Source organism: Enterobacter hormaechei subsp. xiangfangensis, assembly GCF_001729785.1.
Taxonomy (GTDB): domain Bacteria; phylum Pseudomonadota; class Gammaproteobacteria; order Enterobacterales; family Enterobacteriaceae; genus Enterobacter; species Enterobacter hormaechei_C.
This window is the reverse complement of the sequence record NZ_CP017183.1, coordinates 4,347,998-4,370,577: the sequence shown is the minus strand read 5'-3', so window position 1 is coordinate 4,370,577 and position 22,580 is coordinate 4,347,998. Positions and strand designations below refer to the sequence as shown.

At 57.4% G+C, this 22,580-nt stretch carries 22 protein-coding genes; 7 read left to right on the top strand and 15 right to left on the bottom strand.

The window, feature by feature from the left end; all coding sequences use genetic code 11:
- Window position 1: 1 nt before the first annotated feature.
- Complete coding sequence (locus BFV63_RS20975; RefSeq protein ID WP_048241695.1) at window positions 2-535, bottom strand: GNAT family N-acetyltransferase; 534 nt, start codon at window positions 533-535, stop codon at window positions 2-4.
- Between the two features lie 146 nt (window positions 536-681).
- Between BFV63_RS20975 and BFV63_RS20970 the strand changes: the two genes are divergently transcribed.
- A complete protein-coding gene (locus tag BFV63_RS20970; protein ID WP_045336178.1) occupies window positions 682-2,268 on the top strand; it encodes an STY4199 family HEPN domain-containing protein in 1,587 nt (528 codons plus the stop codon).
- A gap of 47 nt (window positions 2,269-2,315) precedes the next feature.
- Here BFV63_RS20970 and BFV63_RS20965 read toward each other — a convergent pair whose 3' ends face one another.
- The 4 genes from BFV63_RS20965 to BFV63_RS20950 all read right to left on the bottom strand — a co-directional run bounded on the left by BFV63_RS20965 (window position 2,316) and on the right by BFV63_RS20950 (window position 6,931).
- Complete coding sequence (locus tag BFV63_RS20965) at window positions 2,316-3,965, bottom strand: alpha,alpha-trehalase (RefSeq protein ID WP_057059317.1); 1,650 nt, start codon at window positions 3,963-3,965, stop codon at window positions 2,316-2,318.
- A 241-nt stretch (window positions 3,966-4,206) separates the two neighbouring features.
- Window positions 4,207-4,494, bottom strand: a complete 288-nt coding sequence (locus BFV63_RS20960) for a hypothetical protein (RefSeq protein WP_003861213.1) — start codon at window positions 4,492-4,494, stop codon at window positions 4,207-4,209.
- Between the two features lie 171 nt (window positions 4,495-4,665).
- Window positions 4,666-6,018, bottom strand: coding sequence for a glutathione-disulfide reductase (gene gorA, locus BFV63_RS20955; RefSeq protein ID WP_003861215.1), 1,353 nt, complete (start codon window positions 6,016-6,018; stop codon window positions 4,666-4,668).
- Window positions 6,019-6,088: 70 nt separating this feature from the next.
- The gene (locus BFV63_RS20950) at window positions 6,089-6,931 is read right to left on the bottom strand and encodes a 23S rRNA (adenine(2030)-N(6))-methyltransferase RlmJ (protein WP_006808562.1); all 843 of its coding nucleotides are present in this window, start codon (window positions 6,929-6,931) and stop codon (window positions 6,089-6,091) included.
- 206 nt (window positions 6,932-7,137) lie between these two features.
- Between BFV63_RS20950 and prlC the strand changes: the two genes are divergently transcribed.
- Window positions 7,138-9,180 carry an oligopeptidase A gene (gene prlC, locus BFV63_RS20945; protein ID WP_032608085.1) on the top strand — a complete coding sequence of 681 codons (2,043 nt, stop codon included), beginning with the start codon at window positions 7,138-7,140 and terminating at the stop codon, window positions 9,178-9,180.
- A 7-nt stretch (window positions 9,181-9,187) separates the two neighbouring features.
- The gene (rsmJ, locus tag BFV63_RS20940) at window positions 9,188-9,940 is read left to right on the top strand and encodes a 16S rRNA (guanine(1516)-N(2))-methyltransferase RsmJ (RefSeq protein ID WP_003861219.1); all 753 of its coding nucleotides are present in this window, start codon (window positions 9,188-9,190) and stop codon (window positions 9,938-9,940) included.
- Window positions 9,941-10,037: 97 nt separating this feature from the next.
- Here rsmJ and uspA read toward each other — a convergent pair whose 3' ends face one another.
- The gene (gene uspA, locus BFV63_RS20935; RefSeq protein ID WP_003861223.1) at window positions 10,038-10,475 is read right to left on the bottom strand and encodes a universal stress protein UspA; all 438 of its coding nucleotides are present in this window, start codon (window positions 10,473-10,475) and stop codon (window positions 10,038-10,040) included.
- A 283-nt stretch (window positions 10,476-10,758) separates the two neighbouring features.
- On the opposite strand from uspA, the gene uspB reads away from it, so the two are divergent.
- Complete coding sequence (gene uspB / locus BFV63_RS20930; RefSeq protein ID WP_003861224.1) at window positions 10,759-11,094, top strand: universal stress protein UspB; 336 nt, start codon at window positions 10,759-10,761, stop codon at window positions 11,092-11,094.
- 54 nt (window positions 11,095-11,148) lie between these two features.
- Here the strand turns inward: uspB and pitA are convergent, their stop codons facing one another.
- On the bottom strand, window positions 11,149-12,648 hold the full coding sequence (gene pitA / locus BFV63_RS20925) for an inorganic phosphate transporter PitA (RefSeq protein WP_003861225.1): 1,500 nt from the start codon (window positions 12,646-12,648) through the stop codon (window positions 11,149-11,151).
- Between the two features lie 228 nt (window positions 12,649-12,876).
- Here pitA and BFV63_RS20920 point away from each other — a divergent pair, with 228 nt between their 5' ends.
- Window positions 12,877-14,076, top strand: coding sequence for a BaiN/RdsA family NAD(P)/FAD-dependent oxidoreductase (locus BFV63_RS20920; RefSeq protein ID WP_003861226.1), 1,200 nt, complete (start codon window positions 12,877-12,879; stop codon window positions 14,074-14,076).
- 86 nt (window positions 14,077-14,162) lie between these two features.
- Window positions 14,163-15,188 carry a TerC/Alx family metal homeostasis membrane protein gene (locus BFV63_RS20915; protein WP_015571505.1) on the top strand — a complete coding sequence of 342 codons (1,026 nt, stop codon included), beginning with the start codon at window positions 14,163-14,165 and terminating at the stop codon, window positions 15,186-15,188.
- A gap of 60 nt (window positions 15,189-15,248) precedes the next feature.
- Here the strand turns inward: BFV63_RS20915 and BFV63_RS20910 are convergent, their stop codons facing one another.
- The 3 genes from BFV63_RS20910 to BFV63_RS20900 form a co-directional block, all read right to left on the bottom strand.
- Entirely contained in the window at window positions 15,249-15,911 is a 663-nt protein-coding gene (locus BFV63_RS20910; protein ID WP_003861228.1) for an HAD family hydrolase, read from the bottom strand.
- Window positions 15,912-16,017: 106 nt separating this feature from the next.
- The gene (locus BFV63_RS20905; protein WP_022651983.1) at window positions 16,018-16,812 is read right to left on the bottom strand and encodes an SDR family NAD(P)-dependent oxidoreductase; all 795 of its coding nucleotides are present in this window, start codon (window positions 16,810-16,812) and stop codon (window positions 16,018-16,020) included.
- Window positions 16,813-16,844: 32 nt separating this feature from the next.
- Entirely contained in the window at window positions 16,845-17,726 is an 882-nt protein-coding gene (locus tag BFV63_RS20900) for a LysR family transcriptional regulator (RefSeq protein WP_023314988.1), read from the bottom strand.
- A 99-nt stretch (window positions 17,727-17,825) separates the two neighbouring features.
- Between BFV63_RS20900 and BFV63_RS20895 the strand changes: the two genes are divergently transcribed.
- Window positions 17,826-18,332 (top strand): phenolic acid decarboxylase, encoded by a 507-nt coding sequence (locus BFV63_RS20895; protein WP_045345669.1) that lies wholly within the window; start codon window positions 17,826-17,828, stop codon window positions 18,330-18,332.
- Window positions 18,333-18,392: 60 nt separating this feature from the next.
- Here the strand turns inward: BFV63_RS20895 and acpT are convergent, their stop codons facing one another.
- Genes acpT through BFV63_RS20870 form a run of 5 tightly spaced genes read right to left on the bottom strand, consistent with a single transcriptional unit; the run spans window position 18,393 to window position 22,579 of the window.
- Window positions 18,393-18,986 (bottom strand): 4'-phosphopantetheinyl transferase AcpT, encoded by a 594-nt coding sequence (acpT, locus tag BFV63_RS20890; RefSeq protein ID WP_003861235.1) that lies wholly within the window; start codon window positions 18,984-18,986, stop codon window positions 18,393-18,395.
- A 2-nt stretch (window positions 18,987-18,988) separates the two neighbouring features.
- Window positions 18,989-20,218, bottom strand: a complete 1,230-nt coding sequence (locus BFV63_RS20885) for a beta-ketoacyl-ACP synthase (protein WP_045329977.1) — start codon at window positions 20,216-20,218, stop codon at window positions 18,989-18,991.
- On the bottom strand, window positions 20,215-20,946 hold the full coding sequence (locus tag BFV63_RS20880) for a 3-ketoacyl-ACP reductase FabG2 (protein WP_032608074.1): 732 nt from the start codon (window positions 20,944-20,946) through the stop codon (window positions 20,215-20,217). The genes BFV63_RS20885 and BFV63_RS20880 overlap by 4 nt, the downstream gene beginning before the upstream one ends.
- Window positions 20,940-21,413: a hotdog family protein gene (locus tag BFV63_RS20875; protein ID WP_003861241.1), complete on the bottom strand. Its 474-nt coding sequence runs from the start codon at window positions 21,411-21,413 to the stop codon at window positions 20,940-20,942. Before BFV63_RS20875 ends, BFV63_RS20880 begins: the two co-directional genes overlap by 7 nt.
- Complete coding sequence (locus tag BFV63_RS20870) at window positions 21,413-22,579, bottom strand: beta-ketoacyl-[acyl-carrier-protein] synthase family protein (protein ID WP_023314984.1); 1,167 nt, start codon at window positions 22,577-22,579, stop codon at window positions 21,413-21,415. The genes BFV63_RS20875 and BFV63_RS20870 overlap by 1 nt, the downstream gene beginning before the upstream one ends.
- Window position 22,580: the final 1 nt, after the last annotated feature.

Sequence of the window (22,580 nt, the reverse complement as noted above, 5' to 3'; positions counted from 1 at the left end):
TTTAACTGAACGGGAATTCCTTTTTCAGTAAACCGAATAGCCAGTCGTTATGCCATTGCCCTGAAAGGAAATAACTCTCGCGCAACTCACCTTCCAGCTGAAAACCTGTTTTTTCCAGCAGTCGCCTGGAGGCGATATTTCCCGCCGTCACGGTCGCGGTGAGCCGACGGATATTGCCCTGAGTCAGCGCAAAATTACACACAGCCCGCAGAGATTCAAAGCCGTAACCTTTCCCCTGCGCAGAAGGCGCAAAGAGAAAACCGACTTCTGCACAATCTGCTTCCCGGTGCACATATCCGGTTACGCCCAGCGGCGTATGGCTGGCCGTCTCACGCACCATAAGGCAGAGCCAGTGCGAACTGCCCGGCGTCCACGGCAACAGACGAGACTCAAAGGCTTCCCGAATGTCCGCCTCGCTACGCGCAGGGGCGACATAACGCATTACCTCAGGATTTTGCTGTAGCGACAGAAAAAAGGGCCAGTCTTGCTCTTGCAGCGGCGAGCAGGTGAGACGCGCGGTGGTTAAGGCGGGCATGACGATCCTCCGGAGACATTGCAAATGATTATAAGGTTGTCACTTTATTTCAACAGAAAGTCAGGTATGTTTAACCTCATATAAATAAAAAGAAAAACGACTTTTAATGCCGCTTTAGCGGTACTCATTGTCTCTCAAGGAAAACAATGATGATTAGCTCATCGCATCATACCCGCGAACAGTTTGAACACTGTCTGGCGGCGATCCGTCAGGCGTCTGTTGAAATTTTACTTCTGTTGAATGTACATGTTTCTGAAGGAAAAGATCCACGCTGGTTTCTGGAGCAACTTGATAGCGCCCGCCTGGGGCTGGGCGGGTGGGGCGCTGTAGCCAGGAAGCTGAACCTGAATGATGCGGAAATGACAGCCTTTACGCTGCAATTACGCTTGCTTCAGCAGCGCGTTCCCCAGTATGAAAGCGGGCAGGATGTCAGCGAAAACCAGCTGATTGCGGCGATGCGCTTCGTCACCTCCCTTGAATATCTGCGTCTGCAACAGCCCCTCCTGACCTACGAAACCGGGAGGATGCCAGAGAAGGAGAGCCAGCTTCAGGCGCAGAAACAGGTGCGTGCCATTGAGCTGATGATTAGAGGGCTGATACAGCAGGCGTGGCCCGATCCGGTGCGGCTGAATAATCATCTTAAGACGTTGTTTAACGCTGAACGCGTGCGTCGCTGGCTGAAAAACGGTGAAATTAATGATGTTCTGAGCGGCATGTTATTCAGCGAACTGGCCCAGCTGCTGGTGGATAAAAAAGAATTTAGCCGCTACTACGCGCCGCTGTTTAACGCCCCGGACATGCTGACGCTGCTGGTAGAGCCCCGCAAAACCCTGCAAACCTTCCTCGAAGATATTCGACAAATCCGCAACAGCATCACCGTGCAGCAACCGTTAAGCGGAGCGCAAATCCAGCTGCTCGACTGCTATTACACGCAGATCACCCGCTCCGTTCAGCGCGCGTTTGAGGAAGGGCGGACACGCGTTAACCCGGCGGCGCTGATGGCGGTGGACGAAAGCGAGCTGCACGCGTTCTGGGAAAAGGCGCAAAAAATGGACCGCACCACAGGCGGCGATCTTTTTGAAGTGCGCGACAGTATAGAAAAACCGACTCAGCGTGCCACGCGTACGCCAGAGCAGCGTGAACAGCTGATTTCCGGCGTGCTGTGGGGAGCGGTTGGCGTGATGGTTATCGCGATTGTCGTGGGGGGATTCTGGCTGGTGAACAGCAGTAAACCGCAGCCGGCTGTGGCCAGTACGGCATCTCCCGCACCGGTGCAGGAGATGCGCGAAACGCCTTCCTCGCGAGAAACGCTGACGCGGATGGGTGTCACCTGGGATGAAAACAACTTCCGTTCAGCGATTAGCCGCAACGATACCCGGGTGGCGCTCCTGTTTTTGCAGGGCGGGATGGACTGGAAAATGTCATGGACGGAGGAGGCGTTGTCGGCAGGCTACGACGATGTGCTGGAAGTAATGTTGCGCTACCGCCTGCAAATGACAGAGCAAAAGCCCTGCCGACGCTTTATTAATACGCTTAGCCATGCGATGGCGAACGGGGAATCGCTGACGCCTATGCGTAAGCAGTACCTGAAAGCATTCTGTACCGTCCCTGCGGTGGTGAAACGCCAGCAGCACGACGCCGATATGGCAACGCGCCGCGCGAAGACGCAGCCCGATGCCAGCACAAAAAAATGGCAGTCCATCCAGACTGCCATTTATGAGGTGATTCGTTAACTTTTCCCTCTCCCCTCAGGGGAGAGGGTCAGGGTGAGGGGCAAGGCTCAAGGTTCACCATATAACCCAATCAACCGCCGCACCACGCCATTCGTCCAGCCGAAGCCATCCTGCAACGGATACTCCCCCCCGCCACCTTCGCGTGGCGTGCTGCTGGCGATGTGGTACTTCTCAATCAGCTTATGATGGGTTTTGTAGTAATGGTTCACCGTGTGCAGCCAGCTCCAGGCGATCTCATCTCCCAGCGAGTCGTTGCCGTACTGCTTGAACCCCTGGATCGCCATCCACTGGAGCGGCGCCCAGCCGTTCGGCTTATCCCACTGCTCCCCGGTTTCATATTCGGTGGCGAGAATACCGCCCGGCGTGAGCAGACGGGCTTTAACGGCATCGGACAGCCGTTCAGCCTGCTCATGCGTCGCCATGCCCACATACAGCGGCACAATGCTGGCCGCAGAGAACAGCGCCAGGGCTTCACGCCGCCAGTCGTAATCACGATAACAGCCGTTCTCTTCGTCCCACAGATAGCGGTTTACCGCCGCGCGCCGGTCGCTGGCTTTCTGGCGGAACAGAGCAGCCGTCTCTTTATCCCCTTTCGACGCGGAGATATTGGCGATAGCGCTCTCCAGTTTGAACAGGAATGCGTTCAAATCGATGGGGATAAATTGTGTTGTGCGGATGCTGGCCAGCCGCGCAGGATCGCGCAGCCAGCGGGATGAGTAATCCCATCCTGAGGCTGCCCCGGCACGCAGGTCACGGTACACCTCGTTCGGCGGACGACCAGAATGACGGGCAGTTTCAACGTCCTCGATCCACGATTCATCCCGCGGCGTATCGCGATCGTCCCAGTAACGGTTGAGCAATGAGCCATCCGGCATACGAACCGCACTGCGATAGGCCTGATTGAGCAGCAGCGATTCCGCCCCGTCCATCCAGAAGGCGTACTCCATCTTGAGGTGCTCAAGATAGCGCTTCGCCCCGCGCACGCCGTCCTCTTCAAACAGCTCCACCATCAGGGCAAAAACGGGCGGCTGGGAGCGGCTGAGATAGTAGGTGCGGTTGCCGTTCGGGATATGGCCGTAGCGCTCAATCAACCAGGCGAAGTTATCGGCCATACATTTCAGCAGATCGTTACGACCGCTTTCTGCCAGCCCCAGCATGGAGAAGTAAGAGTCCCAGTAGTAGGTCTCGCTGAATCGCCCGCCGGGCACAATATAGGCCTGCGGCAGCGCCAGCAGCGACGACCACGGGATGTGATCCTGCGGCTCGCGCGTCAGCACCGGCCACAGATTATCGATATGTTCTTTCAGGGACAGGCCGGGATCAGAGACGTACTCTTTGCTGTAGTCCTCCGGTAGCCAGAAGTGATTCTCTACAAAGCGCGCCAGGTCAAAATCACGGTGGCGACGCACCTTGCGATAGCGGATCAAAATATCCAGCGGATCCATCTTCGGCGCGCAGTCGGGAAAGGTTTTGCTGTCCGCAAACAGCCGCGACGACTGGACGTGTTCAAACAGTTCAAGGTAGCGGTCAGCGGGCGTAAGGGCATCGGACGCCGGCAGCCCTTCAATCATTTCCGGTTCCGGCTCTGCCTCGATCATCTCATCCAGTTTTAACTCACAGGGATCGGTTTCATAGCGCAGCTCTTCTGCAATGTCGAACTCGATATCCTCGGCAGTCTGTAGTTTCTGGTTGAACATGGTGTTCAGGACCTCCGGTTTTTGTCGTAACAAATACGGGTTTTTCCCGGCTATCTTTTAAGCGTAGACATTCGCTTCGGTTAATGCGGTGCGAAGTGTGCGGTAGATCACGCTTTCAAAATGGATTTAAGCACGCTGAAAATCAGATATCCCTTTGATTATGAAACCATTAAATCAGAATCTTTGGAAACAGAGCAGGAATAAAATTCAGAGCATTCGGTATTCTGCATATACGCAGGGATTAATGTGCCTGACGCGCATTGCCTTGAAGGCTGTTGGCGGTTTGATTGGCTTTCTGGCTGGCGCCTTCGCTTTTATCCATCGCCTTGCTGGCCGCTTTTTCTGCATGGGCGGCGCTGTACGCAGCCAGATGGGAAATCACGATGGCGTAAATGCTCATTAACGACACCCACAGAATGCTGTTTTTCCACCACAGCAGGGTAGGAATAGTCAGTATCGCCCATACCAGCGCGAGAACAAGGTGCATTTTGGCCATCAATTTTGCGGTGATCTTTACGTGCATTTTCATATCTCTAATCTTTTTCCGTAGTAACAGGCGAACGCGTAGCGCTTTCTAAGATTAGTTAATTCCACCGCGGGTAGCGGGTTATTTTGTTACCGTTTGTGCACCCGTTAGGTTTACCTGCCCAGGGCATAAAAAAACCGGCCAGTTGGCCGGTTTTGTTGCGGATCAGACCGATCAGCGCATGGTCACAAATTCTTCCGCCGCAGTCGGGTGGATTGCCACGGTGTTATCGAAGTCTTTCTTCGTTGCGCCCATCTTCAGCGCCACCGCGAAGCCTTGCAGGATCTCGTCCATGCCGAAGCCAATGCCGTGGATGCCGACGATCTTCTCTTCCGGGCCCACGCAGACCAGCTTCATGCGGCACGGCTGACGGTGCGAGGTGACCGCGGTATACATCGCGGTAAACGCCGATTTATACACTTTCACCTGATCATCGCCGTACTGCTCACGCGCCTGCGGCTCGGTTAAGCCGACGGTACCGATTGGCGGGTGGCTGAAGACCACGGTCGGAATGTTGCTGTAATCCAGATGTTCGTCCGGCTTGTTGTTAAACAGACGCTCGGAAAGACGACGCCCCGCCGCCACGGCAACCGGCGTCAGCTCTACGGCACCGGTGTTATCACCGACGGCATAAATGCCCGGTACGCTGGTGTTCTGGAATTTATCAACGACAATGTAGCCTTTTTCATTGGTTTTCACCCCGGTTGCGGCCAGGTTGAAGTTGTCGGTGGCCGGTTCACGGCCAATCGCCCAGATCAGGCAGTCAACGGTCTGGCTGCGGCCATCTTCCAGCTCCAGCGTCAGGCTACCGTCCGCATTTTTCACCACCGCTTTTGGCACGGCGTTGGTGTGCAGGGTTGGGCCTTCGGCGTTCATCACCTCGACCAGCGTGTCGACGATCAGCGGGTCAAAGCTGCGCAGCGGCGCGTGTTTACGCACGAACAGGTGCGCTTCCGCCCCCAGGCCGTTAATCACGCCGGCCAGTTCAACCGCGATGTAACCTGCGCCCACAATGGCAACGCGTTCTGGCAGAGCAGGCAGCTCGAAGAACCCGTCGGAGTCGATACCGTATTCCGCGCCCGGAATGTGCGGGTGGCTCGGACGGCCGCCGGTGGCGATCAGGATGTGATCGGCGGTGATCGTCTCGCCGTTCACTTCGATCGTCTTCGCATCCACGAAACGGGCAAAGCCGCGGATCACGTCGACGTTATTCTTGCCCAGCACGTTATCGTACGAGGTGTGAATACGGTCGATGTAGGCGGTACGGCTGGCGATCAGTTTATCCCAGTCGAAGTGGTTGATGGTGGTGTCAAAGCCGTAGTCCGGGCCATACATATGGATAGCTTCACGGATTTGCGCGGCATGCCACATCACTTTCTTCGGTACACAACCCACGTTCACGCAGGTGCCGCCGAGTTCTTTGGCTTCAATCAGCGCACACTTCTGGCCGTACATGGCTGCACGGTTGATGGAGGCGATGCCGCCGCTGCCGCCGCCGATTGCGATGTAGTCATAATGCTTAGTCATAGCGTTGTCCTTAATCGTGAATTGCCGCGATTGTATACCTGAAATCAATAGTTTCCACCGATGGCTGCGATTACTCCGGCACGATCCAGCTCACGGTGGCGTGACCCGTACCGGCTGGCACCAGCGTTTTGTGCAGCCACGGCAGCACGTTGTTCATCTGTGCTTCGAGCTTCCACGGCGGGTTAATGACGATCATGCCGGACGCGGTCATGCCGCGCTGGTCGCTGTCAGGGCGCACCGCCAGCTCAATTTGCAGGATTTTGCGAATGCCCGTCGCTTCGAGGTCTTTGATCATGCGTTTAATTTGCGCGCGCAGCACTACCGGATACCACAGAGCATAGGTGCCGGTCGCAAAGCGTTTGTAACCTTCGTTAATGCCGGTCACCACCGCCTGATAGTCGGTTTTGATTTCGTACGGTGGGTCAATTAGCACCAGGCCGCGACGGGAAACCGGCGGCAGTTTGGCTTTCAGCTGCTGGTAACCATCGGCTTTGTCTACGCGGGCGCGGTTATCTTTCTGAAACTCAGAACGCAGCAGCGGGAAGTCGCTCGGGTGCAGCTCGGTTAACTGGAGGCTGTCCTGCTCGCGCAGCAGCTGGCGGGCAATCAGCGGGGAGCCAGGGTAGTAACGCAACTGGCCGTTGCGGTTGAAGTGATTCACCACGCCAATGTACGGCTCCAGCTCGGCAGGCAGATCGTCCTGCTGCCAGATACGCGCAATCCCTTCCAGATATTCACCGGTACGCTCAGCATGCTCGCCGCTCAGCTGATAACGGCCCGCGCCCGCGTGGGTGTCCAGATAAAGGAACGGTTTATCCTTTTCTTTAAGCGATTCGATGATCAGGCTCTGAACGGTGTGTTTGAGGACGTCGGCGTGGTTGCCTGCGTGGAAGCTGTGGCGATAACTGAGCATGGGTAATGATATTCCGCTGAATTGACGATTTGCCACAGTTTACAGCAGAACGGCACAGATTACCCGCAGGCCCGGTAAGCGCAGCGCCACCGGGCTCTTTTCCGCCACGTCTGGCATTGAAATCCTCTACACTTAACCCCATTACTGAACAATATGCACAGCGCCGGATGCGCGCTTCATTCACCTATTTCAACAGGACAGCGTTTATGACCAATCCATTACTGACGCCTTTTTCGTTGCCACCGTTTTCTAAAATCCTCCCTGAGCATGTGGTTCCAGCGGTTACGCAATCGCTGGACAACTGCCGCGCGGCGGTAGAAAGCGTGGTCGCGCAGGGCGGGCCGTACACCTGGGAAAATCTGTGTCAGCCGCTGGCCGAAGTGGACGACGTGCTGGGGCGCATCTTCTCCCCGGTGAGCCACCTGAATTCGGTAAAAAACAGCCCGGAGCTGCGTGAAGCCTACGAGCAAACCCTGCCGCTGCTCTCTGAGTACAGCACCTGGGTCGGCCAGCATGAGGGGCTCTACAAAGCCTACCGCGACCTGCGCGACGGCGACCACTATGCCGAACTGAACACGGCGCAGAAAAAATCGGTCGATAACGCCCTGCGTGATTTCGAACTGTCCGGGATTGGCCTGCCAAAAGAAAAACAGGTTCGCTACGGTGAAATCGCTGCGCGCCTGTCCGAGCTGGGCAACCAGTACAGCAATAACGTCCTCGACGCCACCATGGGCTGGACGAAGCTGATTACCGATGAATCTGAACTGGCGGGCATGCCGGAAAGCGCGCTGGCGGCGGCAAAAGCCCAGGCCGAAGCGAAAGAGCAGGAAGGCTTCCTGTTAACGCTGGATATCCCAAGCTATCTGCCAGTGATGACCTACTGCGACAACCAGGCCCTGCGCGAAGAGATGTACCGCGCCTACAGCACCCGCGCCTCCGATCAGGGGCCGAATGCGGGCAAATGGGATAACAGCCCGGTGATGGCGGAGATTCTCGCCCTGCGCCACGAGCTGGCACAGCTGCTGGGCTTCGACAGCTACGCGGATAAATCCCTCGCCACCAAAATGGCCGAGAACCCACAGCAGGTGCTCGACTTCCTGACCGATCTGGCGAAACGCGCCCGTCCTCAGGGTGAAAAAGAACTGGCTCAGCTGCGCGCCTTTGCGAAAGCGGAGTTCGGCGTGGACGAGCTTCAGCCGTGGGATATCGCGTACTACAGCGAAAAACAGAAACAGCATCTCTACAGCATCAGCGACGAACAACTGCGTCCGTACTTCCCGGAAAACAAAGCCGTTAACGGCCTGTTCGAGGTGGTGAAACGCATCTACGGCATTACCGCGAAAGAGCGTACCGACATCGACGTCTGGCATCCGGACGTGCGCTTCTTTGAGCTGTATGACGATAAAAACGAACTGCGCGGCAGCTTCTACCTCGATCTCTACGCGCGTGAGAACAAGCGCGGCGGGGCGTGGATGGACGACTGCGTGGGCCAGATGCGTAAAGCGGATGGTTCCCTGCAAAAACCGGTCGCCTACCTGACCTGTAACTTCAACCGTCCGGTGAGCGGCAAACCTGCGCTGTTTACCCACGATGAAGTGATCACCCTGTTCCACGAGTTCGGTCACGGCCTGCACCACATGCTGACCCGCATCGAAACCGCTGGCGTCGCCGGTATCAGCGGTGTGCCATGGGATGCGGTCGAGCTGCCTAGCCAGTTTATGGAAAACTGGTGCTGGGAGCCGGACGCGCTGGCGTTTATCTCCGGTCATTACGAAACGGGTGAACCGCTGCCGAAAGAACTGCTGGATAAAATGCTGGCAGCGAAAAACTACCAGGCGGCGATGTTTATCCTGCGCCAGCTGGAGTTCGGCCTGTTCGACTTCCGCCTGCACGCCGAGTTCAGCCCGGAGCAGGGGGCGAAAATCCTCGAAACCCTGGCTGAGATTAAAAAGCAGGTTGCCGTTATTCCAGGGCCAACCTGGGGACGCTTCCCGCACGCGTTCAGCCATATCTTCGCAGGCGGGTACGCCGCAGGCTACTACAGCTACCTGTGGGCCGACGTGCTGGCGGCGGATGCCTTCTCGCGCTTCGAAGAAGAGGGGATTTTCAACCGCGAAACCGGTCAGTCGTTCCTCGACAACATCCTGACCCGCGGCGGTTCAGAAGAGCCTATGGAATTGTTCAAACGCTTCCGTGGCCGCGAGCCTCAGCTGGATGCGATGCTGGAGCATTACGGAATCAAAGGCTGATTGCTACGTGAAGATCTGCTTAGTAGATGAAACAGGCGCCGGGGACGGCGCCTTATCTGTTCTGGCGGCCCGCTGGGGGCTGGAACATGATGAAGACAACCTGATGGCGCTGGTGATGACGCCGGAACATCTGGAGCTGCGCAAGCGCGATGAGCCAAAGCTTGGCGGGATTTTTGTCGATTTTGTCGGCGGCGCGATGGCGCACCGGCGTAAGTTCGGCGGCGGTCGCGGCGAAGCGGTGGCCAAGGCGGTTGGCATTAAAGGGAGCTATCTTCCGGACGTGGTGGACGCCACGGCGGGGCTGGGGCGCGATGCGTTTGTGCTGGCCTCGGTGGGCTGCCGGGTGCGGATGCTGGAGCGTAATCCGGTTGTCGCCGCGCTGCTCGACGACGGGCTGACGCGGGGCTATGAGGACCCGGAAATCGGCCCGTGGTTACAGGAACGTTTGCAACTTATTCATGCCTCCAGCCTGACGGCGCTCACCGACATCACCCCGCGCCCGCAGGTGGTTTATCTCGACCCCATGTTCCCGCATAAGCAGAAAAGCGCGCTGGTGAAGAAAGAGATGCGGGTGTTTCAGTCGCTGGTGGGGCCGGATTTAGATGCCGATGGCCTGCTGGAACCGGCTCGTCAGCTGGCGACGAAGCGTGTGGTGGTGAAGCGGCCGGACTATGCGCCGCCGCTGGCGGACGTTGCGACCACTAACGCGGTGACCACGAAAGGGCACCGGTTTGATATTTATTCGGGTACGCCGGAATAGAAAAAGCCGGGTGGCGGCTTCGCCTTACCCGGCCTACATCCTCGATCTATTCCCTCTCCCTTTGGGAGAGGGTTAGGGTGAGGGGAATTTAACGCACTTACTCGTCTTCTTCGTCACGCAGTGGAACAATCAGCATATCCACGTGAACGGTGTTAATCAGCTGGCGCGCGGAAGACATCAGTTTGCTCCAGAAGTCCTGATGGTGACCACATACCACCAGGTCCATATCGTATTTCTTAATCGCATCAACCAGCACCTGGCCCAGATCGCCGCTACCGCTTAAGGTTTCAGTGATCGGATAGCCCGCGTTGGTAGAAAGCTCGCTCAGCGCGTGGTGAGTCTCTTCGGAGATGCGTTTCTGCATATCGCCGAGATTCACGTCGATCAGACCGGTGTAGAGGTCGGAGTAATTCACATCAACGTGAATCAGCGAAACTTTCGCGTTGTAGGGACGTGCCATGGATACTGCTTTATCAACCAGCACTTTACTCTCCGGGGAGAGGTCTACCGCGATAAGAATGTGTTTGTAAGCCATAGTGTTACTCCTTCCTTAAGTTATCGATGACTAAATGGGAAAGCCGTCGTCTGATGCTTTCATTACGGCCCAGTTAAACATATTTTTCAAGCTTTGGTGTTGATAACGATTAACCTTGTGGCAAAAAAATTAACGGATCTCCTACACTATTTAATGAGCCGTTCGGATATTAAAACGCGAACCGGATCGACTTTTGGTCATTCTTTCACTGAACTGTCTGTCAGGGCATTGGGGTGCGGTAGCTCAGGAGCCTTGCTTCGTGGGCGGACGCCGGGGAGGATGTATGATTAGCACCGTCGCATTGTTTTGGGCGTTATGCGTGGTTTGCATAGTGAATATGGCGCGCTACTTCTCATCGTTACGTGCGCTGTTAGTGGTACTTCGTGGTTGCGATCCGTTGCTTTATCAGTATGTGGACGGTGGAGGGTTCTTCACCTCGCACGGACAGCCCAGCAAGCAGATGCGTCTGGTGGGGTATATCTACTACCAACGCTACCGCGATCACCACGATGAAGAGTTTATCCGTCGCTGCGAGCGCCTGCGTCGTCAGTTCATTTTGACCAGCGCCCTCTGTGGTCTGGTTGTGGTGAGTATGATTGCGCTGATGATTTGGCACTGAGCATAAAAAAAGCGGGCCAGTTTCCTGACCCGCTTTTTTGTCGCCTTCAGCCGATTAAATCAGCTTCAGCGAAATCCAGTACAGACCGCCAGACAGCAGGATGGACGCCGGGAGGGTGAACACCCAGGCCATCAGGATGTTGGTCACGGTTTTACGCTGCAAACCGCCGCCGTCAACAATCATGGTACCTGCCACGGACGAAGAGAGTACGTGGGTGGTGGAGACTGGCATACCGGTGTAACTCGCCAGACCGATAGATACCGCTGCCGTCATCTGCGCGGACATACCCTGCGCATAGGTCATGCCTTTCTTACCGATCTTCTCGCCGATGGTGGTCGCCACACGACGCCAGCCAATCATCGTACCGATACCCAGCGCCAGCGCGACCGCCATGATGATCCAGATTGGCGCGTACTCAATGGTATTGAGCATATCGCCTTTCAGTTTCTTCAGCAGACGTTGGTCGTCAGCATTAACCTCTGGCAGCTTCGCGACTTTATCGGTCACGTCGGAGATACAGAGCATGATGCGACGCAGCTGACCACGCTGTTCAACAGCCAGTTTGTCATAGCTTTCGATATCGGCCAGCATGCCTTTCGCACGTTCCAGCGCGTTAATCGCGTTTGCCGGATGGCAATGGAACTCGCCCGGTGCCGTCGTTGCGCCTGACTCCGGAGAAGGAATCAGCTGGTCCACGCCGGTCGCTTTCTTCAGCAAATCAGGATGCTGCTGGAAGTAAGTCTCAACGTTGTTTACCGCATCACGGGTACGGGTGATTTCGTAACCGGAGGCGTTCATGTTAACCACGAAGCCCGCCGGTGCGACGCCAATCAGAACCAGCATCACCAGGCCGATACCTTTCTGACCATCGTTCGCGCCATGAGAGAAGGCGACGCCGATAGCGGAAATGATCAGCGCGATACGCGTCCAGAACGGCGGCTTTTTCTTGCCGTCTTTCTTCTCACGCTCTGCTGGCGTCAGGTGGATACGCGCACGTTTTTTCGTGTTGCTCCAGTAGCGACGCAGGATGAAAATCAAGCCACCCGCCACCACCAGACCGACGATAGGGGAGATGATCAGAGAGCCGAAAATGCCGAGAACTTTCGGGATATTCAGCGCATCAACGACGGAGGTCCCGGTCATCAGGGCATTGGTTAACCCGATACCGATAATCGCGCCGATGAGGGTGTGAGAGCTGGATGCCGGCAGGCCGAAATACCAGGTACCGAGGTTCCAGATAATCGCAGCAAGCAGCATAGAGAACACCATGGCCAGGCCATGACCGGAACTCACGTTAAGCAGCAGATCCGTTGGCAGCATATGCACAATGGCATACGCAACGCTCAGTCCGCCCAGGAGGACACCAAAAAAGTTAAATACCGCCGCCATAACAACCGCAAGCTGCGATCGCATTGCGCGAGTGTAGATAACCGTTGCTACTGCGTTTGCAGTGTCGTGGAAGCCGTTGATCGCTTCGTAAAACAGCACAAAAACCAGAGCAAGCAATAATAAAAGCCCGGTATGTAAATCCAGGCCGGCAAACAAATGTAGCATAGGACGTTACGCCATTTTGAGGACATGAACGCGGCGCATTATCCAGGACAAATGCGCAACGGGCAAAGTGAAATATAGACTTTTTTTGACATACCACCTGATTTGAGAAAGGTGCCTGAAAGGATAATCTTTAAATATCAATGAAATGGCTTTGTAATATCTTTTTACGCTGGTGCGACCACTGAGGAAACTTTACAATCCGCGGCAGTTAACGAAGAGGATTTTGACGTGGAAAGGTTTGATGCCGTAGTAATTGGCGCCGGTGCGGCGGGTATGTTTTGTGCGGCGATGGCCGGACAAGCGGGTCGTCGCGTGCTGCTGCTGGATAACGGAAAAAAGCCTGGCCGCAAGATCCTGATGTCTGGCGGCGGGCGCTGCAACTTTACTAATCTTTATGTCGAGCCTGCGGCCTATTTGAGCCAGAACCGCCATTTTTGCAAATCTGCGCTGGCGCGCTATACCCAGTGGGATTTTATCGAACTGGTGGGTAAACACGGTATCGCGTGGCATGAGAAGACGCTGGGACAGCTGTTCTGCGACGACTCCGCGCAACAAATCGTTGATATGCTGGTGGCCGAGTGCGAGAAAGGCGGCGTAGTAATGCGCCTGCGCACCGAAGTGCTGGACGTCGCCCGTGACGAGCAGGGCTACACGCTGCAACTCAACGGTGAGACCGTCAGCGCCGATAACCTGGTGATCGCCAGCGGCGGCCTCTCGATGCCGGGGCTGGGCGCCTCACCGTTCGGCTATAAAATTGCCGAGCAGTTTGGCCTGAAGGTACTGCCCACCCGCGCCGGGCTGGTACCGTTCACGCTGCATAAGCCGCTGCTGGAGCAGCTTCAGACACTCTCCGGCGTGTCTGTACCGTCGGTCATTACGGCCGAAGACGGCACGGTGTTCCGCGAAAACCTGCTCTTTACCCATCGTGGACTCTCGGGGCCGGCGGTATTGCAGATCTCCAGCTACTGGCAGCCGGGGGAGTTTGTCTCCGTAAACCTGGTGCCGGACTGCGATCTGGACGCCTTCCTCAACGAGCAACGCGCCGCGCACCCGAATCAAAGCCTGAAAAATACCCTGGCGATGCAGTTGCCGAAGCGTCTCGTGGAGTGCTTGCAGGTGTTAGGGCAAATTCCGGATGTTGCGCTCAAGCAGCTCAACAGCCGCGAGCAGGAAACGCTGGTGGAGACGCTGACGAACTGGCGCGTACAGCCAAACGGCACCGAAGGCTACCGCACGGCGGAAGTGACGCTGGGCGGCGTGGATACAAACGAACTCTCATCCCGCACGATGGAAGCCCGCAACGTGCCGGGTCTTTATTTCATTGGTGAAGTGATGGACGTGACCGGCTGGCTCGGCGGGTATAACTTCCAGTGGGCGTGGGCCAGTGCCTGGGCATGCGCGCAAGCGCTGGCTGAAAAGAACGGTTAATATTTATTTTTTAGCGTGATGCGTCCTTAACGGGCCCACGCTTTTTATTGTGTGCATGGTGTTTTGTCTTCTTAAAAGGGTTGTCTATGTCTGCTGCTCATCTCGGTTTCCCGACGGAAACCGTTGTTGTCTTCGTGGTGATGGCCGTTGGGGCGATGTTTATCGACCTCTTCATGCACCGTCACGATAAACCGATCTCGTTGAAAAGCGCGGTTATGTGGTCCATCTTCTGGGTCATGATGGCGATGGCCTTCGCCGGATTTTTATACGTGCACCACGGCGCGGAGATGGCCAGTCTGTTCCTGACCGGCTATGCGCTGGAAGAGGTGCTCTCCGTCGACAACCTGTTTGTGATGATGGCGATCTTCGCCTGGTTCGGCGTGCCGGATAGATATCGTCACCGCGTGCTCTACTGGGGCGTGCTCGGGGCGATTGTGTTCCGCGGTATTTTTGTTGCCATCGGCACCAGTCTGTTGAGCCTGGGGCCGTATGTTGAGGTCATTTTTGCGCTGGTCGTCGGCTGGACGGCGGTGATGATGCTGAAACGCAATGAAGAGAGCGATGAAGTAGAAGATTATTCCAACCATCTGGCGTACCGCCTGGTGAAACGCTTCTACCCGGTGTGGCCAAAAATCAGCAGCCATGCGTTTATCCTGACCCAGAAAGAGGTGGATGCCGAACTGGAGAAGCCTGAAAACAAGGATGTAATGGTAGGCCGCGTGAAGAAGGCGAAGCGCTACGCGACGCCGCTGCTGCTCTGTGTTGCGGTGGTGGAGCTGTCCGACGTGATGTTCGCCTTCGATTCCGTACCCGCAATCATTGCCGTCAGCCGTGAGCCGCTGATTATCTACAGCGCAATGATGTTCGCGATCCTCGGCCTGCGTACCCTCTACTTTGTGCTGGAAGCGCTGAAGCAGTATCTGGTGCATCTGGAGAAAGCGGTGGTGTTACTGCTGTTCTTCGTGGCGTTCAAGCTGGGGCTGAATGCGACCGACCACTTCTGGCATCACGGTTATAACATCGGCGCCACGGCAAGCCTGTTTGTGGTGCTGGGGGTACTGGCGCTGGGGATTATTGCGAGCGTGATGTTCCCGGGAAAACGTGAGGCCTGATGTACCGCTTTTCTCCCTCTCCCTGTGGGAGAGGGCCGGGGTGAGGGCACCGGGCCGCACCTAACCCTTAATTGGTGAATTTCGGCGCTTGCTCGGATGATGAAAATGCCGCCAGTGCGGATCCTGCGCCGCCGCCAGCAACTCGTGGTCGCCACGCGTGTCGCCCCAGGCGCGCAGGTGATACGCGTTCAAATCCCCATACACCTTCTCCAGCCTCGCCACCTTCTGGGCACACCGGCAGTTGTGGCCGGTGATCCGCCCGGTCAGCTTGCCGTCTTTCACTTCCAGCTGCGTGCCAATCAGCTTAATGCCGAGCTTATCGGCCCACGGCTGCAATACCAGCGCCGGGGAAGCAGAGCAAATCGTCACTTCCGCACCGGAATTGACCTCGTTGGCGACGGCCAGCACACCTTCCGGGCGCATCAGCTTGTTCCAGTATTTTTCACAGAAGGCTTCCGCCTGCTGACGTAACCAGTGCTCATCCACCCCCGTCAGGAAGGTTTTGATCAACACCTCTTTCAGCTCATCTCGCGTCAGCTTGCGGCGCACACAGTGCAGCGTAGGCAGGGCCATGCGCACCAGTCGGCCAGCAAAGTAGCGCTTGCCAAAGGCAAAGCGCAGGAACGGGATAAAACTGTCGTGGTGCGTCAACGTACCATCAAAGTCAAAGACAGAGAGCACGCTGGACTTCGCCACGGCTTCGTCGGCAATCATATTGGTCATAAATACGTCTTAGCTGAAATACACATTCTGTTCACTAGTTTACCTGCTTTACCTTCATAGTCCTTATATCAGGTCGCATTTTTTCCTGAACCTGTGGCCTGACGGGTCAAACTATGTCATCCACCACGCCACCGTCAACGCGCAGCGCCGCGCCGGAAGTCGCGGAGGCCTGCATGGAACAGACATACACCACCATATTCGCCACTTCTTCTACCGTTGCGGCGCGCTGAATAACCGAGCTGGGACGATTCTCCATCACGAACGCTTTCGCCAGCTGCTCCAGCGATTTACCGGTTCTTTCGATTTCGTCTTTCATCATCGCGGCAAAACCGTCCGACATTGTCGGGCCCGGCAGTACGCTGTTCACCGTCACGCCGCTGCCTGCCACGAACTTCGCCAGACCGCGCGCCAGCGAGAGCTGGGCGGTTTTTGTCACGCCATAGTGGATCATATCCGCAGGAATATTGCAGGCCGATTCTGACGAGATAAACACTACCCGACCCCAGCCCTTTTGTACCATGCCGGGCAACAGGGCACGGGAGAGGCGCACGCCGGACATCACGTTGGTTTGCCAGTAGCGTTCCCAGGTCTCGTCGTCGGTGGAATAAAAATCCTGCTGGCCATAGATCCCGGCGTTATTCACCAGAATATCGACGTGCGTGGCGACCCTGAGCAGTTCGTCAACGCCCTCCTGCGAGCTCAGGTCGGCGATGGCGGCACGGACCTGTACGCCAGGCACCACCTGCTGTAGCGCCTGAATGCCTTTATTCACCGAGTCGACGCTGCGTCCGTTTACGATCACTTCCGCACCGCTCTCCGCCAGCCCGCGGGCGATGGCAAACCCAATACCGCCGGTGGACGCGGTCACCAGCGCTACTTTCCCCGTTAAATCGATTTTCATCGTTCACTCCTTGTCGTTTTATGGTTCAAAACTTAAAGCGTAGCAGTTGACGATGACGGCTCCTGCTTAAAAAGGCGCAACAGCGTCTCAACCTGCTCGTCCAGCGGGCTGAGGGAGCGTTTGACGATGAGGTGCAGCGGCGTGGCGCGACGTACGCCGTGGCTGAGCGGCAGCGTTTTAAGGATGCCCTGCTGGAGCGGGGTCTGAATGCGTTCTTCCGGTAACCAGCCGTATCCAACCTGATACATCACCGCTTCGATCGCGGCATCGATAGTGGAGAATGTCCACGACTCCCCGGTGGGGTGAGTGGTGGGCTGGCTGTCTGCGATCTGAATGCGCGGCCACGGCCGTAGCATCTCGTCATTAAGCGGCGTATCCAGCGAAAACAGCGGGTGCGCGTGATGCGCGACGGCAACAAAATCGATATTCATCAGCCATTCGCCCAGGCCGGTAATGTCCTGGCGGCGGGTTAAGACCATCACGTCGGCTTCATCATTGAGCGCATCTGCGCGGCTGTTTTCCAGAACCTCGGTAAGCCGCACCTGCGTTTGCGGGTACAGCTGCTGAAACTGGCGCAAAATCGCGAACAGCCGGCTACGCGGAAAAATACTGTCTACCATCAGGTCGATACGGGTTCGCATCCCGCTGCGCAGGGTCGCAGCGCGCGTTTCAACATAGGCGAAGGCTTTCAGCAGCGGTTTAACCTGATTCAGCAACAGCTCACCCGCCGGGGTTAGCACGGCACGCCGTCCCTCTGTCATCAGGAGCGCCACGCCCAGCCGCTCCTGCAAAAGCGACAGGTTATAGCTGACCGAGGACTGGCTGCGGTAGGTCTCTTCCGCCGCCTTAGCGAAGCTGCCAGCCTCGATGACTCTCTCCAGCAAGGCCCACTGTTCGAGCGTCGTCTTGTGCATAATTAATCTAAATTTTGGATGAATTTGATTCAAACATAGCGTTATTCATTCATTTTTTGAAGGGGTACGATCGTCTCATCAAAACAAAGGAGACATCGTATGAGCACCTTCGATAAACATGATTTAAGCGGCTTCGTCGGCAAACATCTTGTATATACCTACGATAATGGCTGGAATTACGAAATTTACGTTAAAAACGAAAACACCCTGGACTACCGTATTCACAGTGGTCTGGTTGGCAACCGTTGGGTGAAAGATCAGCAGGCCTACATCGTCCGTGTTGGGGAGAGCATCTATAAAATTTCCTGGACGGAGCCAACCGGTACTGACGTGAGCCTGATCGTGAACCTGGGCGACCGCCTGTTCCACGGCACCATCTTCTTCCCGCGCTGGGTCATGAATAATCCGGAAAAAACCGTCTGCTTCCAGAACGATCACATTCCGCTGATGAATAGCTACCGTGATGCCGGACCAGCGTATCCAACCGAAGTGATTGATGAATTTGCCGCCATCACCTTCGTGCGTGACTGCGGTGCGAATGACGATAGCGTGATCAATTGCGCGGCCAGCGAGCTGCCTGCAAACTTCCCGGAAAATTTAAAATAAGATCGAGAACAACGTGAACGGGACATTGGCCATGTTGGTTTTAACCGGCATGGCCGTTTTTTATGCCGCAGGAATACCGGAGTAAGTAACCGCTTCCGCCGTTAAGGTGAAAGGCGTAGGGGTACAGACCGCCAGGCTCAGCGAGCCGAAGCGTAGCTGACTGACCGGGAGCGACTGGGCGGTGCTGTCAATGCTGACTATCTGCCACGCGCTGCCGCCACGCTGTTTGACGATTGCCTCTTTGCGTGTCCAGATGCGCCAGAATGCGGAAAGCTGCTCTTCCGGCGCTTCACGTTCCAGCTCGTCATGTTCGGTGAGGCTGAAAACGGCATTTGCCAGCGCCTGCCAGTTCTCCCGCGGGCGGATCACTTCGATATCGCAGCCCACTTCACCTTCATCGCTCATCAGCAGGGCAATATCGTCCCCGCTGTGGCTCAGGTTAAACCACAGCGGATGGCCGTTAGCGAAGGCCGGTTTTCCCTGCTCGCCGTAAATTATCTCGGGAAGGGGCGAGGGGGATAAGGTTCTGGCGAGCAGCGTCCGGCCTGCAAGCCAGGAAGCGTGTCGTGCACCCTGAGGTGCCATGTCTGCGAGCGTTGACGCCAGCGGGTCCGCGCTAAGGGTGGAGATCTTTCCCAGTACAAACTGGTACATAGTTACGCCCAGCGTTTAATGATTATCGAGGTATTGATGCCGCCAAAGGCAAAGTTATTGCTCTGAATAAATTCGCAATCAATCGGGCGGGTTTCCCCCATAATATAATCTAAAGCGCCGCATTGCTCATCCGGTTGTCTTAAATTGAGCGTCGGCGTGAACCAGCCCTCCCGCATCATATGCAGACTCAGCAAGGCTTCCAGCGCGCCGCAGGCACCCAGGGTATGACCGAAATAACTCTTTAAGGATGAGATGGGCACGCTGTCGCCGAAAATGGCGGCGGTCGCCTGACTCTCGGCGATATCCCCGCGATCGGTTGCCGTGCCGTGGGCAGAAATGTAGCCAATGTCCTGAGGGCCAAGACCCGCCATCGCCAGCGACTGCTCCATACACACCTGCATGGTTTCACGCTGGGGCTGGGTGATGTGCGCCGCATCGCAGTTGGTGGCAAAGCCCACGATCTCGCCATAAATTGTCGCTCCGCGCGCTCTGGCGTGATCCAGCGCTTCCAGCACCAGCGTACCCGCCCCTTCGCCAATCACCAGGCCATCGCGCTGAACGTCAAACGGCGACGGCGTGGTTTTTGGCGCGTCGTTACGCTGGCTGGTGGCAAACAGGGTATCGAAAACCGCCGCTTCCGACGGGCACAGCTCTTCCGCGCCGCCTGCCACCATCACCGTCTGGTAGCCGTGACGAATCGTTTCCCAGGCGTAGCCAATCGCCTGGCTGCCAGAGGTACAGGCGCTCGAGGTGGGGATCACCCGTCCGCGCAGGCCAAAGAACAGCCCGGTATTCACCGCCGTGGTGTGCGGCATCATCTGCACATAAGTGGTGCCGGTGATGTTGTGGGTGTGCTTTTCGGTGAGCATAGAGGCAAACTCGCTGACCGGCCCGGTGCTGCCGGTCGACGAGCCGTAGGCGATGCCGGTCTGACCGTTGGTCAGCACCGCGTCGTCGATTAGTCCCGCCTGCTCCAGCGCCAGCTCGGTGGCGCGGGTAGAGAGCAGCGACACGCGGCCCATGGCGCGAATGCGCTTACGGGTATAGTGAGCGGGGAGAGTGAAGTCTTCAATCGGCGCGGCGAGCAGGGTTTGCAGGCCGTCATACGCCTGCCACTCCGTCATGGTACGCACCGCATTTTCATACTTGCGCAGACGGCGCGAGATGGTCGGCCAGTCCTCGCCGAACGCGGTGACGCCGCCCATGCCCGTAATCACTACCCGGCGGGTCATAGCATGCCTCCGTTAATCGAAATCACCTGACGCGTCACATAGCCTGCTTTATCCGACATCAGGTAACTCGCCAGCCCCGCGACCTCCTCGGCCTGGCCCATACGCTGCATCGGGATCATCGACATCGCCGCGTGCAGTGCGGCTTCGTCCATCTCGATCATGCCGGTATCGATCAGCCCCGGCGCGATGCAGTTGACGGTGATTTTGCGTTTTGCCAGCTCGGTGGCGAGCGCTTTGGTGGCGCCGATGATCCCGGCTTTCGCCGCGCTGTAGTTCACCTGCCCACGGTTGCCCATAATGCCTGACACCGACGACAGGGTGATGATCCGCCCGCCCTTGCGGGTGCCGATCATCGGCATAATGCAGGGATGAATGACGTTATAAAAACTGTCGAGATTGGTGTGGATCACGCTGTCCCAGTCATCGTCGCTGAGCGCAGGAAATGCGCCGTCGCGGGTAATACCGGCGTTACTGACCACGCCATACCACGCGCCGTGGTCAGCGATCTCCTGTTCCAGCACCGTGCGGCACTGCTCGCGGTTGCCCACGTCGAAGGTGAGTAAACGGCCCGCGCCGCCTGCCTGGATAATCGCTTCCAGCGTCTCCTGCGCGCCCGCTTCATCACGATGGTAATGCACGCCGACGGTGAAACCGTCCGCCGCAAGCTGAAGGGCGATAGCGCGGCCAATGCCTTTGCTGGCGCCAGTGACCAGTACGGATCTCATGATGGTGTTCCCTGGTTGAAAAGTGTGGTTAATTCTTCCTCGCTCGGCTGGAAGGTGTTCACGCGTCCCGTGGCGAGGGGGACACTATCCGCATGAATGGTGCACTCGAAGCTGCCAAAGCGTTCATCCTGCATCAGACGTTCGATGGTGATGGTCAGCGTGCTGCCTGCGGCAAAATGCCCTGCGTCGCACACCAGCTCGCGCGCGCCCAGCACCATGCCCAGCGCACAGTGCGGCAGCCCTTTTTGCATCCGGTGCCATTCAGACCAGACGCCCACGGTCTGGGCCATCAGCTCCAGCGCAAACCAGCCAGGCAGGTTGCCGTCCGCGTCCAGGAACGGGGCCAGAACGCCCCGTTCGTTCACCGTCACGCTGCAAACGGCGCGGTCATCGGTGACGCTTTCCACGCTCTCAAGCAGCAGCATCGGCGTGTCGTGAGGAAGATAATCCCCGGGAGGTAAGTAGTGCATCATACTCTCCCCAGCAGAAGGCTGGCGTTGTTGCCGCCAAACGCGAAGGAGTTTGACAGGATCACCGGTTTATTCAGCGGTGCGCTCTGGTGCAGTAGGCCGAAGGCGGGCAGGGTGTCGTCCGGCGCGTAGCGGGAAAAATCCTGCGGCGGCAGCGGCAGGCTTCGGGTCAGGATCAGCCAGCTCAGGGCGGCCTCGGTGATCCCCGCGGCGCCCAGCGTGTGGCCGGTAAGATGTTTCGTGGAGCTGCACGGCACGCGGTCGCCAAAGAGATCGTGGATAACCTGCGCCTCAATGCGATCGTTCAGCGGCGTGGCGGTGCCGTGCAGGTTGATATAGCCGACGTCCGCCGCCGTTATGCCCGCCTCGTTCAGCGCCTGGTTGATGGCGCGGATCGCCCCTTCGCCCTGCGGATGTGGGGCGGAAATATGGTACGCATCGCTGGATTCCCCCGCGCCCAGGAGCGCAACCTCGCCCGGCTCGCGGGTCAGCACCATCAGTGCCGCCGCTTCGCCAATGGTGATCCCCCGACGGTTGCGGCCAAACGGTTCGCACAGGGTCGGGGAGAAGGACTCCAGGCTGTTGAAGCCGTTGACCGGCATGCGGCTCAGGCTGTCGGCCCCGCCGACGATGGCGACGTCCACCAGCCCGGCGTCGATCAGGCGACGACCGCTGATGATCGCCCGCGCGCTGGAGGAGCAGGCGGTCGAAATGGTATACGCCGGGCCGTCCAGCGCAAGCCAGCTGGCGAGAAAGCGCGACGGATCGCCCAGCTCCTGCTGCGGATATTGCCACTGCGGGCTGCGCTCGCCGTTCTGCGCGCGGCGCACGTACTCATCACCCTCGTCCAGTCCGGAGGTGCTGGTGCCCAGCACAACCGCCACGCGGTCTCGCCCCACGCGCGCAATGGCCGCATCGACGGCGGGCCAGATTTGCGCAAGCGCCGCCAGCAGCAGCTGGTTGTTGCGGCTGCGATGGGCGGAAAAAGACTCGGGGACAGGGGGAAGTTCACCCTCCACGCCTCCCAGCACGGCCTCGGGTAAGCCCTGTAGCCAGCCCGCACGTTGGCGCATCCCGGGGGCCACGCCAGCGATCAGGTTCGCCGCTATTTCATCAGCCGAGTTGCCGAGCGCGTTGACCATGCCAACGGCAGAAAGGTAAATCATC

Coding starts and splice junctions, on each gene's coding strand:
- BFV63_RS20975 (WP_048241695.1), bottom strand. CDS start 535: ATGCCCGCCTTAACCACCGCGCGTCTCACCTGCTCGCCGCTGCAAGAG.
- BFV63_RS20970 (WP_045336178.1), top strand. CDS start 682: ATGATGATTAGCTCATCGCATCATACCCGCGAACAGTTTGAACACTGT.
- BFV63_RS20965 (WP_057059317.1), bottom strand. CDS start 3,965: ATGTTCAACCAGAAACTACAGACTGCCGAGGATATCGAGTTCGACATT.
- BFV63_RS20960 (WP_003861213.1), bottom strand. CDS start 4,494: ATGAAAATGCACGTAAAGATCACCGCAAAATTGATGGCCAAAATGCAC.
- gorA (WP_003861215.1), bottom strand. CDS start 6,018: ATGACTAAGCATTATGACTACATCGCAATCGGCGGCGGCAGCGGCGGC.
- BFV63_RS20950 (WP_006808562.1), bottom strand. CDS start 6,931: ATGCTCAGTTATCGCCACAGCTTCCACGCAGGCAACCACGCCGACGTC.
- prlC (WP_032608085.1), top strand. CDS start 7,138: ATGACCAATCCATTACTGACGCCTTTTTCGTTGCCACCGTTTTCTAAA.
- uspA (WP_003861223.1), bottom strand. CDS start 10,475: ATGGCTTACAAACACATTCTTATCGCGGTAGACCTCTCCCCGGAGAGT.
- uspB (WP_003861224.1), top strand. CDS start 10,759: ATGATTAGCACCGTCGCATTGTTTTGGGCGTTATGCGTGGTTTGCATA.
- pitA (WP_003861225.1), bottom strand. CDS start 12,648: ATGCTACATTTGTTTGCCGGCCTGGATTTACATACCGGGCTTTTATTA.
- BFV63_RS20915 (WP_015571505.1), top strand. CDS start 14,163: ATGTCTGCTGCTCATCTCGGTTTCCCGACGGAAACCGTTGTTGTCTTC.
- BFV63_RS20910 (WP_003861228.1), bottom strand. CDS start 15,911: ATGACCAATATGATTGCCGACGAAGCCGTGGCGAAGTCCAGCGTGCTC.
- BFV63_RS20905 (WP_022651983.1), bottom strand. CDS start 16,812: ATGAAAATCGATTTAACGGGGAAAGTAGCGCTGGTGACCGCGTCCACC.
- BFV63_RS20900 (WP_023314988.1), bottom strand. CDS start 17,726: ATGCACAAGACGACGCTCGAACAGTGGGCCTTGCTGGAGAGAGTCATC.
- BFV63_RS20895 (WP_045345669.1), top strand. CDS start 17,826: ATGAGCACCTTCGATAAACATGATTTAAGCGGCTTCGTCGGCAAACAT.
- acpT (WP_003861235.1), bottom strand. CDS start 18,986: ATGTACCAGTTTGTACTGGGAAAGATCTCCACCCTTAGCGCGGACCCG.
- BFV63_RS20885 (WP_045329977.1), bottom strand. CDS start 20,218: ATGACCCGCCGGGTAGTGATTACGGGCATGGGCGGCGTCACCGCGTTC.
- BFV63_RS20875 (WP_003861241.1), bottom strand. CDS start 21,413: ATGCACTACTTACCTCCCGGGGATTATCTTCCTCACGACACGCCGATG.
- BFV63_RS20870 (WP_023314984.1), bottom strand. CDS start 22,579: ATGATTTACCTTTCTGCCGTTGGCATGGTCAACGCGCTCGGCAACTCG.